The organism is Pseudoalteromonas luteoviolacea (assembly GCF_000814765.1).
Lineage (GTDB): Bacteria > Pseudomonadota > Gammaproteobacteria > Enterobacterales > Alteromonadaceae > Pseudoalteromonas > Pseudoalteromonas luteoviolacea_H.
The window spans coordinates 20,797-38,721 of the sequence record NZ_JWIC01000005.1; the positions used below are offsets into that span (position 1 = coordinate 20,797).

Genomic DNA, 17,925 nt, shown 5'->3' on the forward strand with positions numbered 1-17,925 from the left:
CGTTATCAACTCTGTAAACCGCACCTTCGCCAGTGCCCCATGCAGGGAACACCATCACGACATTGATTTTTGATAAATCTAAACCTGCGTCGGCCAACGACTGTAAAGAGTAGGTATAGGTTTGCCACTGCCCTGTAGCTGGCGCTTGTGCTTCAATACTCGCACTCAAATCAAGCTCGACAGCGGTTTGCGCATCGAGCGATTCAATTTTGAATTTCCAAGTACTATTGGCGTCATTGGGTGCGTTAAGCACTTTCATGTCAAAGCGAACAACCCCTTCAGCTTGCAAGGCGCTGGCATCAAAATGTGAACCAGTATTTGCCAAAAACCCCATCACTGTAGGCTCGGCGCCAATTGTGAACTCTGCGGTCATACCATGCTCTGCATCATCTTGTTGTTCTGTAGGGGTAGAGCCTCCACAGCAATCCCACATTGGCCAGCTACTGTTTTGTCCATCTTTAAACAGCGTAAGAGAGTGTGATTGAGGTACTGAGCTTGGATTGTAGATAAGCACATTGTCTAGCCTAAATACTGCCCCTTCACCAGTTCCCCAAGCGGGAAAGACCATCACAACATCAATCGCTGTCACATCTAACCCAGCTTCTAATAGACTTTGCAGGGAATAAGTATAGGTTTGCCACTGGCCAACGACTGGCGCTTTACCTTCTTGACTTGCTGCCAAGTCCAGCTCCACCGCGGTGGTCGCATCCATAGATTCAATTTTGAACTTCCAAACAGACTCTGCGTTGGCTGGCGCATTCACCACTTTCATCTCAAATTGAATGACACCCGATTGCAAAAATGCACTGCTGTCGAGATAAACACCATCGTCTGCAAATAGGCCAACAACTGTCGGTTCGGCACCAATGGTGTATTGAGCAGTCATTCCATGTTGCGCATCGTCATTGACGATCTCAGGTGTCGACCCACCGCAACAATCCCATAGCGACCACTGTGACAACACATCATCTTGAAACAGCACATGCCCTTCAAATGTTGGTGCATCCATTGGTTGATAGAATTTCAGATTATCGACGCGATAAAGTGCACCTTCACCCGTGCCCCATGCAGGAAAAATCATCACCACATCAATGGCACTCACATCCAACCCTGCACTGGCTAAATCCGATAGCTTGAATGTATAGGTTTGCCATTGACCCGTAACTGGTGCCAATCCTTCAATACTGCTTGCAAGGTCAAGTTCAGCTGCGGTTTCAGCGTTATTACTTTCTATTTTTAGCTTCCAAACCGATTCGGCATCCGCTGGCGCATTCACCACTTTCATTTCAAATTGAAGCATACCATCGGAAAACATAGACGAGGCGTCAAATGGTGCTGGTGATACTCCAGCTTCGGTGATATTGTCAGCGCGCGATATAAAACCTAAAACAGTTGGCTCACTCCCCACAGAAAACTCAGCAACATTGCCGTGCTGGGCATCGTCTTCAACAATTTGTGGTGTTGTGCCTCCGCAGCAATCCCATAGTGGCCAAGCTGGGTTAATCGACTCTTCAAAAACGACAAATGATTGAGGCGCAGATACACTATCACCGGCAATACGCATGTTTGTCACTTGATATACCGCGCCGTCGCCACTGCCCCATGTCGGGAATATCATCACAGCATCGATTGCACTCAGGTTAAGGCCTCCATTTGCCAGCGCTTGCAGAGGAAATGTATACGTTTGCCACTGGCCAAGTGCAGGCGCTTGACCTTCAACACTGGTGGTCAACGCAACTTCAGCAGCCGTTGATGCATCGACGCTTTCAACTTTTAAAAGCCAAGGGGTGTCAGCGACACTTGGAAGGCTAACAACCTTCATTTCAAAACTAAGCGTACCGCCATCTAGAAGTGGGCTTGCATCAAATGGGTGGCTGCTCCCGTCTCGTCAGTAATAAACTCATCTCGAGAAATAAACCCATTCACGGTTGGGCTCTCTCCAACCACAAACTCATAAGCAGTGCCTTTTTCAGCATCATCAACTAAAGTAGGTGTCGACCCGCCACAGCAGTCCCAAGCTGGCCAATTCGGATTGGGTGTACCGGTAAAAATATCTAGATTCTGGGCGATGCCGGAGGAAGGCGGAATTGGCGTGGGCGCTTTACCCTCAACCAATGCATCCTCTAAGCTATCAAATCCTCCGCGCACTGTGTCACACCCTTTCCCCGTCTCTGGATTAATTTGGCATTGATACACACGCACATAATCGATTTCAAAATGCTGACCGTTGGCAAAAGCAGAGGCATCGATGCCTAGTTCATTCACACTTTCAGGCCAGTTTCCACCTACCGCAAGATTGAGCAGCATATGGAATGCTTGGTCATACGGCGCGTTATCCCAATGGGTTTCTAACTCGCCAGAATCTTGCCCAAAATACTCAGTGAACCATCCGCGATAAATTAGCCCAACGGCATCACCATCTCCATTATAAAGCGCTTGTGAACGGCGCTGAGTTTGGTACAAGTAACCATCAACATACCAACGAATTTCCCCTTCTTGCCACTCAATGGCATAAGTATGAAAGTCATCCGCGGGGTTCATATCATCTGGTAGTAGATATGCTTTACCACTTGATTCGTTGTCTGGCCAATCTTTGCCATAATGCAAAGTGCCATATACATGTCGTTCTAAAGTCCCATCTTCACGTTTTGCTTTTAGATTAACCGACTCAACCACATCAATTTCACCGGACTTTGGCCAGCCGCCGTATGCTTCATCGGTGGGTAACAGCCAAAATGCTGGCCAACTTCCTTGGCCAGATGGTAATTTTGCCCGCACTTCAAAACGTCCATACTTGAAATCTGCTTTGTTTTTTGAACTTAACCTCGCTGACGTATAAGGTTTTTGCTCTCCCTCTGCCGCCGGTAAAGCGACAATGTGTAGTACGCCATTGTCAATGTAAGAGTTATCGCTACTGGCTGTGTAACATTGTTGCTCGTTGTTGCCGCCACCAGCACAATTCACTTCATGTTGCCACTTATTAGCATCAATGGTGTCTGTATCGAACTCATCGCTCCAAACGAGTTGCCAATCAGATACGGGAATTTCTGGTGAGATTTGGCTGGTATCAGTGTTTGTTTCAGCGCCCCCGCCACACCCTTGCAGTGTCGCACTCAGCAGGCAAACGCCAAACACTTGGTTTACTGTTGGTTTCATTTCATTGCTTCCACATTTGCTCACAGTGCATGTGTGATATTTTCTTATTTAAAAACATCACTCTGTGAACCTTGGCACATTTATCGTTGTCATTTGGCCAAATGCATTTAGTTTAAATGCAAATTAAAAATGTAAATTTGGCAGTTAAAATATTGATAGAAAGATAATAATGTGACAATTGAAATGCGCTATCGCGGTGCAATTTTGCGTCAATGCTGGTGCAGCTGCACCGCACACGACAAGACGAAACAATTACACGATGAAATGTGAGGCATGCTGGTTACAAAAATGCATCCCCCACACGAGATTTCAACAATGACTTCAATGTGTCACTATAATTACGACTCACTTTGAGCCGGATATCTCCCCCTAAATCCAACATCGATTCATTATTCTTTAGTGTGGTAAAACTTTTAACAAAATTCACATTGACCAAGGTAGATTTATGAATTCTTGCAAACGTCGCTTTATCTAACTCTTCACTGAGTCGCTTGAGTGTGATCCGCACAATATAGTTTTCTTTGTCGGTATGAATACACATGTAATCTCCAGCGGCATCGACCCACATAATGTCATCAACGCACAAGAACACTTGCTCATTATCATGATTCTTGATCAGTAATTCATGTCTTGGTTTTGCCGGAAAAGGTGCGCTTTCTTTGTCTAGCCACTCTTGTAACTGCGAAATACTTAACCCCGATGATTCACCTAACGCTTTTAAAAGCTTGGCTTTCTCTTCACTTTTTTGAGAGCGAGATGATTCATTGAGAGAATGGCGGATCCTGTCTACTGTTTTTTTAAGCCTGCCAAGGTTCACAGGCTTCATCAGATAGTCCAAAGCGTTCAGTTCAAAAGCTTCTATCGCGTAGTCGCTATATGCACTAACAAATACAACCAGCGGCATCGTATCAGACTGCAAACCTTGAACCACTTCAAGGCCACTGAGTCCCGGCAGTCTTAAATCAATAAATAGCACATCAGGCTGGTGCTCATGACACAAGCGAATTGCATCATCGCCGTCAAACCCTTCTCCAACTATCTTAATATCTGATATGTTCTCAAGTCTAAGCCTTAGCCCTTCTATTGCTAGAGGTTCATCATCCACCAGTACCGCAGTAATCATATTTGTTTCCAATTCTTATTTTTCTATCACAAAGGGAATAACCAAAGAGACGCGCGTTTTTGTATTGCCATTCTCAACACCGAGTTCACAGGGTGTACCAAAAAAAGTTTCTAGGCGCTCTTTGGTATTACTTAACCCTATCCCAAACCCTTTTTCATTGGGTTTGTCTGAGGCTCCACCGTCGTTTTCGACCAAAATATTTAAATGACCATCTTGTTTGGTAACCCGAATATCGATTTGGTTTTGCTGCTTTCTCGCTTCAACACCGTATTTAATCGCGTTCTCTACAATCGGTTGCAAAACCAAAGGAGGAATTTTGGCCTGCTTTGACGTGTCATTGATGTCAAACTTGACTTTCAGGCGTTCACCAAATCGAACCTTCTCAATACTCAAATACAAATTGAGCAGCTCGAGTTCTTTGCCAAGGTGACTGGCATCTGATGTGTCGTGTTGGAGCGATGCGCGGAAGAAATCACAAAGTTTGTCTAACATCTCTTGTGCCATGTCATTCTCTTTTTTCATGATCAAAGTCGAGATGGCATTCATGGTGTTAAACATAAAATGAGGATTTAACTGATATCTCAACATTTGCAGCTGTGCATCTTTGGCCGCCGTTTGGGCTCTAAGCAACATCTCATGCTCTTTTTGCAAACGCGCGTTGTATAGCATAATAAAAAATATCGCTGTCCATACAAACATGGTAGAGACCGAAAACAAAAACCAACCGCCGAACTCAAGCATATTAAGTTCTTGATACCATACTTGGTTGTAAACAATGGTTTTATATGAAGCCAGCTTAATGATATTAAATACCAAGCCTAAAATAGCGGCGCTGACAAAGCTCGTTATCAGCGTACGCTTGAGCGGCCAATGCACAATGCGCCTGATGATCGACCACTGTAAAAACGACAAAATAAAGCCAAACCCCACCTCAACCGCCAAATTCAATAATTGGCCCGTTAAGTTAAAGTCACTGTCATCAAACTGTGGATGAATAATCGAGATAAATACAACGACGGTGTAGCCAAGCCAACCTAAGATCTGTAAAGACCAAAATTGATGACTTTGCTTTGAAAAAGCTTGCAATGAAATGGTTAATTCTGATTGGGTTGGTGCATGCATTATTATTGTACAGTATAAACTTATCCTGCTTGAGTATAAGCGCACATGTCAGAGAAACCCAAATCAGCAACAAATATTATTGAGCACGCTCAATTTTATTCCTTGGAAAGAAAACTAAATCATAATCCATTGAATTTATATAAATTTATAAAATTAGAAAAAGGAATAGGTGTTGAAGCATGCAAATAAAAACGCCCCCAGCCATAAGGCCGAGGGCGCTAAAAATCGATATTGCTTTTTAAAAGCTAGAGCAAATTAAGCTGATTGCTTACGCTGCGCTTCTTTTTGCGCTTGCTTTTGCTCTTTACGTTGACGAAGTGCTTCTTGCGCTTCGTGACCAATATGGCCTTCACCACGCTCTTTTGCTAGTTCCATTTGCTTTTGGCGCTCTGCAAAGCGAGCTTTTTGCTCTTCAGTCACATTGTCGAAGCAGTGGTGGCAAGACACCCCTTCCATGTACTGCTCTAATTGCATTTCTTCTTCAGTGATAGGCATGCGACATGCGTGGCATTGCTCGTAAGAGCCTTTGTTTAGATCATGGTCAACCGCGACGCGATTATCAAATACGAAACACTCACCTTCCCACATTGTCTCTTCTTTTGGCACGTCTTCTAAATACTTAAGAATACCGCCTTCTAGGTGATAAACCTCTTCAAAACCCTGCTCTTTCATGTAAGCAGTTGATTTTTCACAGCGGATACCACCAGTACAAAACATAGCTACTTTTTTGTTTTTCTTAGGGTCTAGGTTTTTTTCAGCCCATTCAGGGAATTCGCGGAAAGTTTTCGTTTTTGGGTCAACCGCATTTTTGAACGTACCGATTTCAATTTCGTAATCGTTACGTGTATCAACAAGTACTACTTCTGGGTCTGAGATAAGTGCATTCCAATCTTCAGGCTTAACATAAGTACCTACCACTTTTTTCGGGTCGATACCGTGTACACCCATGGTCACGATCTCTTTTTTCAACTTCACTTTAGTACGGTAGAACGGACATGTTTCGTCGTAAGATTCTTTGTAAACGATGTTGTCTAAACCGGGTTGTTTGTCTAGCCATGCTAGTAATGCATCAATGCCCTCACGCTGCGCTGCAACGGTACCGTTAATACCTTCTTCTGCTAGAAGTAGCGTACCACGCACTTCATTTTCTTCCATTACTTGCAATAAAGGTTGACGGATCTGCTCAAAGTTAGGCAGTGAAACGAACTTATACATTGCACAAACAACATAAGGTTTAGTCATAATAATTCTCTTTTATAAGCTTTAAAACAACCTACACTTAAACACGACGCGTAGGCACAAACCGAATCGTAAATCCGGCGCTGAGGCGTGTATTTTACGGATTTATGAAACAAATGCAAAACACACAGAATCAAGTGCCGAGTTTTTGTTCCAAGTGATTAAAACAAAAGCAAAAACAGTTTTAACCCTATATTTATATAGTGCCTTTGTCTGGCACTTTGCTATAATGGCGCGTTTTTTAGAATAATGATTGGAGAAAGTAACTTTGAGATTTTCCGAACTCGGCCTTGACCTACGCTTTGAGAAGCAATTAGAACATCAAGGAATTAATGAGCCAACAGAGATCCAAGCTCATGCTATCCCTACCGCACTTGCAGGCCACGATGTTTTTGCCCAGTCAAAAACCGGTTCAGGAAAAACCTTGGCGTTTTTATTACCTGCTGTCCAGCGTGTAATGAAGCAAAAAGCGCTGAGTAAACGCGACCCACGTGTACTCATTGTTGCTCCTACCCGTGAACTTGCCAACCAAGTATTTTCACAGTGCCGTCTATTAATCGCTGGTACTGCGATGACAGCCACGAAGGTACTCGGTGGCGAGAACTTTAATGATCAGGTTAAAGCGCTACGTAAAAACCCGCACTTTGTGATTGGCACACCGGGTCGCATTACTGACCACTTAGAACAGCAATCGCTTCGTTTGTCTGGCCTTGAATTACTTATTTTTGATGAAGCAGACCGAATGCTTGATTTGGGTTTTGACAAGCAGCTAAATGCAATTAACAACCAAGCAGACCACCGTCTTCGCCAAACCATGTTGTTCTCAGCAACTTTAGAGCACGCACAGGTTGAGATCACTGCCAAATCACTTTTAAAGTCTCCAAAAAAGATTTTACTAAGTGGCAGTAACGAAAAGCACGGCGACATTCAGCAAGCGCTGTATTTCGCAGACCATCTTGATCACAAAGAAGCGTTACTTAAACACTTTGTTCAACAAGACGAAGTTGGCCAGTGCATCATCTTTACCGCGACTCGCCAAGATACCACACGTTTAAGCGAGCTGTTAAATGAGATGGACATCAAAGCAATTGGCCTTGCAGGTGATTTAGCGCAAAACAAGCGACTAGATATCATGGATGCATTCAGCCGTGGCATTTATAAAGTGTTAGTGACTACTGATGTCGCTTCACGTGGTCTTGACCTATTAAATGTGACACACGTAATCAACTTTGACCTACCAAAACAAGCGGAAGAATACGTTCACCGTATCGGTCGTACAGGACGTGCTGGATTCAAAGGCACAGCAGCATCGTTGGTTGGTCCAAAAGATTGGAAGAGCTACAAGGCGATTGCTCAGTACTTAAAAGAAGAACTGTCTTTCCACACCGTAGAAGGCTTAGAAGGTAAATTTAAAGGCTTTAAAGAAAAGCCGAAAAAGCCTGCTTATAAAGGTAAGAAGCCGCAAAAAGCGAACAAGCCAGAACAGAAACGTAAGTTTACTAAAAAGCCTAAAGCGCCGAAAAAACCGATTGCAGCACCATTTGATGTGGATGGTCATGCACCACTTCGCAGAAAACCAAAGCCAACGGAGGAATAAACCGTGCTAGGAACTAAGCAATTTTTAATGATTGAAGAGATCTGTGCAGAAGGCGCATACCTCGACGGCAAAGAACTGGGTGATGTATTTTTACCTTTGGATGAAAAGCCTGAATATTTAGAAGAAGGCGACAACGTCGAAGTCTTTATTTATTCAGATAACCAAGGCCATGCCTGTGCAACAACCAAAGATCCCATTGCAAAAGTGGGTGAATTTGCCTTACTTCGTGTGAAGCAAATCAACAAAGTTGGTGCTTTTATGGACTTAGGCATTGCAAAAGATGTACTTGCACCATACAACGAGCAAAAGCCAAAAATGCGTGAAGGCTATAGCTACCTTGTAAAGCTGTACTTGGACAATGCCAGCAAGCGTTTATGTGCTTCAAGTAACCTCAATAAGTTTGTTAATAAAACACCTGCAAATTACGAGAAAAACCAAGAAGTCGACTTAATCGTGGCTGCTAAAACAGATCTTGGCTACAAAGTCGTTATCAACGAAACGCACTTTGGCATGGTGTTCTTTAATACGGTATTTAAGCGTATGTACATCGGCCAGCGTATGAAAGGCTTTATTAAGCAAGTACGTGAAGGCGACAAAATTGATGTATTACTTGAGAAGCCAGGTATCGAGAAGATTTCTGGTCTTGGTGAGCAAATCCTTGCCAAGCTAGAAGAAAACAACGGCTTTTTACCTTTGGGTGACAAGTCAGACCCTCAGCTTATCAAGCAAGCTTTCTCAACCAGTAAAGCTAACTTTAAAAAAGCCATTGGTGGCTTATTCAAGCAAGGCAAGATTGATATTGAAGCGAACTCAATTTCACTTCGAAAATAGTCTTTATGGTGACTTAAACTCGGTTTGAGTCACCTTTTCTTTTCATAGCGCTAGTGATGAACCAATTAAACAGAATTTAAGCGGCCCGACGTTTCTATCTAAACCTCGTTTCGAACCATCCTTTAAGTCTCTACAATGCAAACCCTTCGATATATTCTGCTGCTATTTTATCGGCAAAATGAATCGGTAAAGCACCAGCAAGGTTTGTTAGCACAACCACAGACACGTTATCTTTTGGATAATACACCATGGTTACCGCGTTACCACCACTGGCACTGACCGCGGGGTGATTTTTTCTGTCAATCACTTGCCAACCAATGGCATAACCATTTTGTAGTTTATCAAAGCCCCTGATAGTGCCATCATTTAGTACCACTGGCGCCCAAAGCCCATCCAAGTTTTTAGTCAGTTTTTTGTTTGTAAGCGCAATCAGATAATTGGCCAATTCTGTCGCAGTTGAATTCATGCCTGCCGCGGTTCTCATCATGTATGAAAACTGACCCTGAATATTTATAAAGCGTTTATTTTGACCATCATAAACGTACTGCTGCGCCTGATCTTTAATCACTGGCGTCATATACTCAAAACCAGCGTCAGCGGTTAAAGTCATCTTAGCGCGTTTTAGCTGATGCTCTGTTATGAACTCAATAAAGTTACCATCAACGTATTTATCAATGATTTTACCGATTATCACATAACCCGTTTGGTTATAAGAAAATTGGCTATTCACTTCAGACGCCATAGGTAATGTTTGCACTTTATCCCAAGACGCTTTTGGGTTGCCTCTCACAATTAAGTCTATGTTGTGCCCGCTTAAAATCCTTGGTAAACCAGAGGTGTGGGCCATCAGGTGTTTAATTTTAATCTTTTGCCACGCTTTTGGTAAATCAGGTAAATGCTTACCAATTTCATCATCAATTGACAATATGCCTTGCTCCTGTAATTGCATTAAGGCAACCCCTGTAAAGGCTTTCGTCATTGAATTTATCGAAAAAATGGAGCTATTTTTAACCGGTACGTCATGTTGTAAGTTAGCCAAACCATAGCTTTGGGCTGTTACGATTTTATTGTTCTTCACCACTGCAAGTTGCAACCCAGGAATATTGCGTTTTTCCATAGTGTTTTTTATTAGGTCATCAACGGAGTTAGCGTATGCAGACAATGTCGTGCTAGCAATTATTGTGTAGAGTGCGGCAAATCTGGCCGATTTGAAGACCGATGTCATCATCCGTATGTTGTCCTTGTTTTTAATACATATTCACAAGGAGGATACAATAAATAACATCTTACAGTAAGTGAAGTGAGAGCATTTATTCCATAAATAAGAATAAATTAGTGAAAACGACCATACCTTGATTCAGAATGGCCGTTTTTTGTGCATGATTAATCGCAACAACTTCAAGCTAATTGCTTTTATTTTGCAATGTCTCAATCTCTTTCCAAATAGCCTCAGCTTCAGCTGTTAACATGGCATAGCCCTTAATGTCTCCATTTCTTTGCGCATGCATGCCCTGCTCAAGCTTTTTGTCGTAAATCTTTCTGAGTTTTTTTACTGGGTCAGGTTTTAAGAATCCAAACATAACTTTATCTCGCGTTAGTATTTATTTCTCTAAACGAATCGAGTAACGGTATGGATCAATTGTGCTTTTTATAATTCACTGAGATAATTAAATCAAACTACTGCGTTTCTGACCAGACAGCGAATTCATTGCCGCTTGGCTCTAAAAAATGAAAGCGACATCCTCCAGGGAATTCAAAAATAGGTTTTACAACTTCCCCGCCACTTTTCGTCACTTTGGCTTGTGTTGCCTTGATATCATGACTGTAAAAGACCAACAGCGCACCACCACTTGCAACTTGACTAGACATATCAGCTTTATAAAAGCCCCCATCTAACCCTTGGTTTGAAAAGGCAGTGTATTCGGGGCCATAATCGACGAATTCCCAACCAAAAACCTGAGTAAAGAAAGCTTTTGTCGCATGCAAATCATTTGCAGCAAACTCCACATAATTGAGTTTTTCATGTTGATTCATATTATTTCCTCTCAAGGTTGACTACTTTTTCACTGATAATGGCTACAAGCGTTTGCCACTAACTATCCGTGCCCGGCCTTTTTTCTTTAGGGAGTTGATCTCCACCACTGCCACCAGATACACGCTTTAACAGATCATCACATGTGATCACTTTCATTGTATTTTTTATCATTTCACGCTCCTTAACTATGAATATAACAATTTCTGAGGTTATCAAACCTCAGCGCTAAGACGTTGGCACATTTTACACGAGCAAGTATGTGGATTGCATGCTTCACCTGTTGCGACAAACCGAATGTTTCCGCATAAGCAACCGCCGTTATACTCTCTAACCACAAAATGAATCCATATTATTGTGTTGATGAATAATACAAGTGCAATAAAAGCATATACTTACATCAATTTCAAAAAATTGCTATGAGCTGCGAGTAAAGAGAAGTTGGGAAGGTGTTGCTGCTGTAACCGTCAGTTACATTTCTGTCGATTGCTATCTCCTATATTGGTTTGAACAACTCATCGTTGAGTGCTTTGTAGACTACAGTATACTATTTTTTAATCATAACTCATTGTTTATACTTAAAAATCCATAACAATGCCATAACACTAAATCTACCTAAAATCTGTAGGACTGATGTCTGCATATTTGAACAAAAGTTTACAAAATTCGTACTGCAACAATGATAAAAAAAATAGTACAAATTTCATACAGACACCCTACATTTTTACTTAAATTATAAGGAAGATTTTATGCATACACTCATAGCTATATTACTCTCGGTATTCAGTTTTACAGTATTCGCCAACTACGAGCCATTCACTTATAAACACGAACCAATAGCACATACGTTCAGCCCAAATATACTGGCTGAAAGCAAAAACGTTTGGGTTGCGCTGCCGACTGGCTACCATGCCCCTGAAAATCAACATAAACGCTACCCTGTGGTATACATAACAGATGGTGCGGTGTATCAATTTATTACCGCCGAAAGTATGTGGTTTGCAAACATGGTTGGCTATATTCCGCAAGCTATTTTAGTGGCAATTGACACGGTAGAGCATAGAACGCGAGACTTAACGCCCTCGGTACCCAACGACGGCCACAGCACGGACCTAACAACCGGAAAAAGTGCGATTTTTCAGGATTTTATTAAACAAGAAGTCGTTTCTTTTATCGATCAAAACTACCGAACTAATGACTTCAGGGTCCTTGCTGGTCACTCATTAGGTGGACTATTTACCATGACAGCGGTACTTAACCCACAAATCCAAGACACCTTCAAATCGTATATCGCACTCGACCCGTCCATGTGGTGGGACAATGCAGCAACCGTAAACCAGTTAGAGCAGTCATTCGGCCTATTAAATAGCAAAGCATTTAATATTTATGTTGCAGCTGCCCACAATCAAAACGATGCTGCGAATGATACAGCAGACTATCTGGCTCACATTCAAGCCATCGCCAGAACCGGACACATGCTTTATGCATCCAACAAGACGACTGGAACTTATGATGTTTTCCAAGATGAAACTCATATGTCTATGTTACATCAAGGTCTATATAAAGGATTAAGAGCAGCTTTTAAGTGTTATCCGACAGCTTGCGACAAGTCAATTCAGACAAATAATTAGTGCCAACAAGCAATCGGCATTCTCTTTTATGCCTGTAAGCTTGATGCATAGCATAGAAGCTTTGGTCATTTTTGATTTAGCTTCTATGCTCCTGCGTTTTTTAAGTGCATAGAAGTGCTCATTTCTGCTCAGTTAATTTGCAGCTGTTTTACCTGCTCGTCTGCACAGTAAATCAATATATCTTTGGCATCGAACCACGCCAAATAACCCAATATAAAGAAAATTACTACAGTTTCCTATCATAAGTTACGCTCATGCCATATCTCGTTCTCCGTCGCAACTTAAAGTCTCGACTTCCCATACCCGCAGGTTACGTTAATTATGCTAACAATGAAAAAACTAACATTGAATTGTTTTATATCTCGATACGTTATTGAAGGCTTCAAGGTCATACAGCAATTTGTGCCGCAACTGCACGTGCCTTAATATAAGCAACTCGAAGCGTCGGCATATTCAATGAGCACGCTCACTTGGTGTGAATTTCGTTCAATGTACCTTAAATTACTACCCGCCTTCTCTTAAGCTTGTTTAGCATATAGATAAAAAGTTGCTATATGGACACTTTTAATTACTTACCCTGAACTCACTATAACTTCATGTATTTTATTCAGTAATTTTAATTCCACAGCTAATTTAAACTAACAAAAAACCTCAAAAAGAACCGCACTATAAAATATATTGTATACAATTTATTTTCATTGATGTAAGTTAAGAAACGTTTATTACATGCAACCACGCATTACACTAATAAACAAAATACTCTAAATAACTGAAACATAACAATTAAACCACAATCAAGAGGAATGGTAACTATACCTTTTGTTAACTTTTACAGAAATCAGATAAGCAATAACCCCAAAAGTTAGCAATAAAACTAGATGACAGGAGAACAACATGTATTTGTCTAACTCGACGCGTTTGTCGTCAGCTAAACATTCAAAAAAGCTTAACTGCATCACCGCCGCACTACTTTGCGTATCTGCAAGCTCATTCGCAGGTAAAGGAGTACAAGATAGTAAACTACATGCAGCTTTAGCCACTCAACACACACATAAACATGCAGGTGAAATCTGCGGTACCGACCACAACAGTCAAAACTGGTCAGCAATTCAAAAAGAAAGCGCACAGCAAGCAAAGTTAAGCACCAGCTTTTCATCTCAAATATTGAATACCCTCGCCGCGCAAGACGACTTCGCTGCACAAAATGGCAATGGCGTTCCTGGTCGATATTACATACCTGTTGTCGTACACATCTACGGAGACAGGTACAACTGTGACACAGGGACTTACTGCCTTACGGAGCAGAAAGTGATTGATGGACTCAACAAATCTAATCAAGACTTTTTAGGGCTCATCACAGATGATGGCCCTATTGCCCCAGAATTCCAAGCAATACGACAAAACCTGAATATTGAATTTGTACTAGCCAAAACAGACCCAAATGGGCAGCCAACGACAGGGATTGTCCGTTACCCAGAAAAGGCGGGCTATGGCAAAGGCAGCGGCGTTGATGAGCAAATCGCTGCTGATGCATGGGATAACTTTAAGTATATGAATATCTATGTTCAGCAAGACTTGTACGATGATGGTAAAACTAATAATTCAGGTGTTGCTTGGTACCCGCAATTGAGCATGTCACAAAATGGGCTTTCCCGTGTTGTCTATAATGGCGACTACATTGGTGCAAATACCAATGAAAATTTTCGCTCCGTATTAACCCATGAATTTGGCCATTGGTTGAACTTACCGCATACGTTTGATGGCGGATGCACTATTCACTCTGAGGCATTTTGTAACGCGACAGGAGATGGCACCTGTGACACCCCTCAGATGAGTAGCAGTATATTGCAAGACAATGCAACAAATTGTCTAGGGCAAGCCACCAATACCGAAAACTTTATGCACTACTCAGATAATTATGCGATGTTTACCAAAGATCAAGTCGATCGTATGACCGCCGCGCTCCACGGTCCTGCTCGTGCGACACTATGGTCTAACGCCAACCTTATCGCCACAGGTTTGGGAGAGTACACCAGTAATGCTGATCACCCTTGGGATGGCATATCAGGCGCCGTCGTTCCGCCTAAAGGAGAAGTGCTCCAATCATTTACTAACCTATCTGGTGCAAAAGGCGAAATAGATAACTTCGAGATTCAGGTACCTGAAGGCACTCAAGCTGTCGCTTTTTATCTTGACGGATACGACGAAGATCCTGATATGTATGTGTCAAAAGGCAAAGCGCCTATTAAAACGGGCGATAATTGGGAGGCGGATTTCATCTCTTTTAGAAGTGCGGGCTCTCCTGAGCTAGTTACTTTGTCAGCGCCATCGAGTGTTGAAAGCTATTACACCGCCATCGATGCTTATAGTGCTTATTCCAACGCGACATTGAGTATTATTGCTGGTGCTGATAATACGCTGTGCTCAGGGTGCGAGCGTGTTTTTTTAGCTGAAGTTAAAGACTTGAAGTCAGCCAAAGGCGCTGAACCTAAAACCTATCAATATGACATCCCAGCTGATGCTGTGCGCACGGTAGCAGTCATCACGGGCGGATATCAGGGTGACCCTGATTTATACGCTAGCATGAATCAAGTCCCAACCAAAGAAACCTTTGATTGTGGGCCCTTTAGTGCACCGAGGCTGAGTGAATACTGCGAATTATCTACAGGTGGTGGCACACTCAACCTCTTAATTGACCCATTCTTAGAATACAGTGACGCGTCTCTTGTTGTTTATTATGAAAGAGCCGCAAACTCCGAATTGCCGGTCGCACAGGCAAATGGTCCCTACTCTGGCTTACTTAACAATCCAATCAGCTTTAGTAGCGCAGGATCATTTGATGCAAATGGCAATATCACAGCTTATTTATGGGAGTTTGGAGATGGTAACACATCAACAGAAGCAAACCCGACGCATGCCTACCATAGTGCTAATACGTTCTCAGTTAAATTAACCGTGACCGATAATGACGGTAACACCGCAAGTGATATTGCAACCGCTGTAGTTAGAGCACAAAACCTTACACCGATAGCTGTTGCGAACGGTCCATATACTGGTGAAGCTGGCAAAGACATTCAATTCAGTAGTGCAAATTCATCTGATCCAGATGGCAATATTGCCAGTTACCTCTGGCAATTCGGTGACGGCCAATCAAGTACTGAAGCAAACCCTGTTCACAGCTACACAGAAGCTGGAGATTACACAGCAACCTTAACTGTCACCGATAACGATGGTCTAAACCATAGCGCCCAAGCGAGCGTTAGCGTAAACAGCATCAGCTATTGCGAAGCAACAGGTAACACTAGGTATGAATGGATAGCCAAAGTGCAATCAGGCGCATTTAGCAACGCTTCACAAGCTAACGGCTATAGCGATTTTACCTCACAAGTCATTGAGCTAACTGAAGGTGACAATCAGTTTACCTTAACCCCAGGTGGTAACTACACAGAGCATTGGGTTGCGTGGATAGACTTTAATGAAAACGGACTATTTGAGCAATCAGAGCAGGTACTATATAACCTATCAGGCAAAGGCACTGTCACTGGCACTGCCACCATTTCGAGCGGCAATGTTGGTAAATCTGTTCGAATGCGTATCGCTATGAAATATAATGGTGAAGCCAACTCGGCTTGTGGCAATATCGGCGATGGCGAAGTTGAAGACTATACAGTAACTATTAAACCAAATGACGTAATACAGCCAATTCCCAATGCTTGTGCAACGCAATCGCCGATTTCTGGTGGTCGGTTAGAGGCCGGAAAAGCGGCGTGCCTTGGCAGAGATGGCGCACTTTGGTTAAGTATTGGCGGTGTCGATTCAGCACGTAACGTCGCCATTACTACCGCACATGGCCAGAGTAACTTACATATCTTATATAAAAATGGCGGCTGGCCAAGTGATGATGATAAGGATGCTGAGTCTAACTCAGGCACCACGTCTGAATGCATCACAATTCCTGCTGGCAATCAATATTGGTCCTATTTAAAAGTTTCTGGTGATACACAAGGCACCAGTATTATCGTCGACTTTGATAGCGAGCAATGCAGGCTGCCATAGGCCAATTGTTTCAACCTTTACACCAAAAGCATCAACCTCTGAGTTGGTGCTTTTTATCTCCCGTCGATTTTTAGATGATTTTGGTACTTGAACTATACTCTAAGTTCGTAACCAACCACCCTTAGTCGATACATATGTCTTATTCAACTCGTCATGACACCATTTGCCTTCCGATAACATTCATTAATGAATTGTCGAGGTCGAATGATTTGCATGAGACATTAACTTTAATTTCAAATTGGCTTCCACAAATTATTGAGTCAGATAGAGCGAGTGTATGCTTGAATAATGGTTCGGAAGAAACATTAGAGGTATTCGCTTTGTTCGGTAACAACGCCATAGAAGCAAATACCATTTTACCCATAAGCAGCACAATGGTTGGTCGAGTGTATTCAAATAAGCAACTAGAGATAAATAATAACCTTGCACAAAGCAAAGACCTAGATTGCCAAATTTTACACAAAGGCGGCCTAGGGTCGTGTATTGATGCGCCGCTGCAACACTCAGGGACCTGCTTTGGTACGCTAAATTTAGGCAGTATCGAGTCCGATGTTTATAAACCAGAAGATGGTGCCCAGCTCGAATGCATCGCCAATTGGCTTGCCAATTATATTCACGCTCAAATGGAAATCACAGAGCACAAAAAACGTGCCGAGACAGACCCACTCACCAAAGCAAACAATAGGCACTGCCTAAATACCGTTGGCAATGCACTACTAAAACTCTGGGAGACGGATAAAAAACCCTTTTCTATGATCATGATAGATATTGATCACTTTAAATTGTTTAACGATAACTATGGACACCATGTTGGCGATCAGGTGCTGGTGACCTTTAGCAAAGTCATTAATCAGGTCATTCGTAAGTCAGAACACTTTATGCGTATCGGCGGCGATGAGTTTATTATTTTATTAGAGGGGAACGCAGAGCTTGCAACAAAACTTGCTGAACGTATTAGGGTTGCTATCAAAGACATGGCCGTTAAACATAACGAAGACAACCTTATCATAACTGTTAGCTGTGGTGTAACCTCGGTGCAAAATCAAGACAGCTCTTTAGAATGCCTGTATAACCGAGCTGATAAAGCACTGTATCAATCTAAGAAAAACGGTCGAAATCAAACCACAGCAATTTAAAC

Annotated in this window: 11 protein-coding genes and 1 pseudogene; 5 read left to right on the plus strand and 7 right to left on the minus strand. The window is 42.4% G+C overall.

The window, feature by feature from the left end; translation table 11 throughout:
* Positions 1-499: 499 nt before the first annotated feature.
* From JF50_RS07695 to JF50_RS07710, 4 genes and pseudogenes are all read right to left on the minus strand, one after another.
* Positions 500-3,156, minus strand: a pseudogene (locus JF50_RS07695) (family 16 glycosylhydrolase); the annotation flags it as partial.
* A 280-nt stretch (positions 3,157-3,436) separates the two neighbouring features.
* A complete protein-coding gene (locus JF50_RS07700) occupies positions 3,437-4,279 on the minus strand; it encodes a LytR/AlgR family response regulator transcription factor (protein WP_039608897.1) in 843 nt (280 codons plus the stop codon).
* Between the two features lie 15 nt (positions 4,280-4,294).
* Positions 4,295-5,401: a sensor histidine kinase gene (locus JF50_RS07705; RefSeq protein WP_039608898.1), complete on the minus strand. Its 1,107-nt coding sequence runs from the start codon at positions 5,399-5,401 to the stop codon at positions 4,295-4,297.
* Between the two features lie 255 nt (positions 5,402-5,656).
* Positions 5,657-6,643, minus strand: coding sequence for a rhodanese-related sulfurtransferase (locus tag JF50_RS07710; RefSeq protein WP_039608899.1), 987 nt, complete (start codon positions 6,641-6,643; stop codon positions 5,657-5,659).
* Positions 6,644-6,908: 265 nt separating this feature from the next.
* Between JF50_RS07710 and JF50_RS07715 the strand changes: the two genes are divergently transcribed.
* Both JF50_RS07715 and JF50_RS07720 read left to right on the plus strand, forming a co-directional pair.
* Positions 6,909-8,237, plus strand: a complete 1,329-nt coding sequence (locus JF50_RS07715) for a DEAD/DEAH box helicase (protein ID WP_039608900.1) — start codon at positions 6,909-6,911, stop codon at positions 8,235-8,237.
* A 3-nt stretch (positions 8,238-8,240) separates the two neighbouring features.
* A complete protein-coding gene (locus tag JF50_RS07720) occupies positions 8,241-9,068 on the plus strand; it encodes a S1 RNA-binding domain-containing protein (protein WP_080760156.1) in 828 nt (275 codons plus the stop codon).
* Between the two features lie 130 nt (positions 9,069-9,198).
* On the opposite strand, the gene JF50_RS07725 is transcribed toward JF50_RS07720, so the two are convergent.
* From JF50_RS07725 to JF50_RS07730, 3 genes are all read right to left on the minus strand, one after another.
* Positions 9,199-10,296, minus strand: a complete 1,098-nt coding sequence (locus JF50_RS07725; RefSeq protein ID WP_052262181.1) for a serine hydrolase domain-containing protein — start codon at positions 10,294-10,296, stop codon at positions 9,199-9,201.
* A 175-nt stretch (positions 10,297-10,471) separates the two neighbouring features.
* A complete protein-coding gene (locus JF50_RS26910; protein ID WP_152614486.1) occupies positions 10,472-10,648 on the minus strand; it encodes a DUF6435 family protein in 177 nt (58 codons plus the stop codon).
* Between the two features lie 97 nt (positions 10,649-10,745).
* Entirely contained in the window at positions 10,746-11,102 is a 357-nt protein-coding gene (locus JF50_RS07730; RefSeq protein ID WP_039608902.1) for a VOC family protein, read from the minus strand.
* A gap of 747 nt (positions 11,103-11,849) precedes the next feature.
* Here JF50_RS07730 and JF50_RS07735 point away from each other — a divergent pair.
* The 3 genes from JF50_RS07735 to JF50_RS07745 all read left to right on the plus strand — a co-directional run bounded on the left by JF50_RS07735 (position 11,850) and on the right by JF50_RS07745 (position 17,923).
* On the plus strand, positions 11,850-12,731 hold the full coding sequence (locus JF50_RS07735) for an alpha/beta hydrolase (RefSeq protein ID WP_039608903.1): 882 nt from the start codon (positions 11,850-11,852) through the stop codon (positions 12,729-12,731).
* Between the two features lie 894 nt (positions 12,732-13,625).
* The gene (locus JF50_RS07740) at positions 13,626-16,787 is read left to right on the plus strand and encodes a M43 family zinc metalloprotease (protein ID WP_052262182.1); all 3,162 of its coding nucleotides are present in this window, start codon (positions 13,626-13,628) and stop codon (positions 16,785-16,787) included.
* 134 nt (positions 16,788-16,921) lie between these two features.
* The gene (locus tag JF50_RS07745) at positions 16,922-17,923 is read left to right on the plus strand and encodes a sensor domain-containing diguanylate cyclase (RefSeq protein ID WP_080760158.1); all 1,002 of its coding nucleotides are present in this window, start codon (positions 16,922-16,924) and stop codon (positions 17,921-17,923) included.
* Positions 17,924-17,925 lie beyond the last annotated feature (2 nt).

Bases quoted from the DNA above. Each gene is read 5' to 3' on its own strand.
- JF50_RS07710 (WP_039608899.1), bottom strand. From the start codon at position 6,643: ATGACTAAACCTTATGTTGTTTGTGCAATGTATAAGTTCGTTTCACTG.
- JF50_RS26910 (WP_152614486.1), bottom strand. From the start codon at position 10,648: ATGTTTGGATTCTTAAAACCTGACCCAGTAAAAAAACTCAGAAAGATT.
- JF50_RS07725 (WP_052262181.1), bottom strand. From the start codon at position 10,296: ATGATGACATCGGTCTTCAAATCGGCCAGATTTGCCGCACTCTACACA.
- JF50_RS07730 (WP_039608902.1), bottom strand. From the start codon at position 11,102: ATGAATCAACATGAAAAACTCAATTATGTGGAGTTTGCTGCAAATGAT.
- JF50_RS07740 (WP_052262182.1), top strand. From the start codon at position 13,626: ATGTATTTGTCTAACTCGACGCGTTTGTCGTCAGCTAAACATTCAAAA.
- JF50_RS07700 (WP_039608897.1), bottom strand. From the start codon at position 4,279: ATGATTACTGCGGTACTGGTGGATGATGAACCTCTAGCAATAGAAGGG.
- JF50_RS07705 (WP_039608898.1), bottom strand. From the start codon at position 5,401: ATGCATGCACCAACCCAATCAGAATTAACCATTTCATTGCAAGCTTTT.
- JF50_RS07745 (WP_080760158.1), top strand. From the start codon at position 16,922: ATGTCTTATTCAACTCGTCATGACACCATTTGCCTTCCGATAACATTC.
- JF50_RS07735 (WP_039608903.1), top strand. From the start codon at position 11,850: ATGCATACACTCATAGCTATATTACTCTCGGTATTCAGTTTTACAGTA.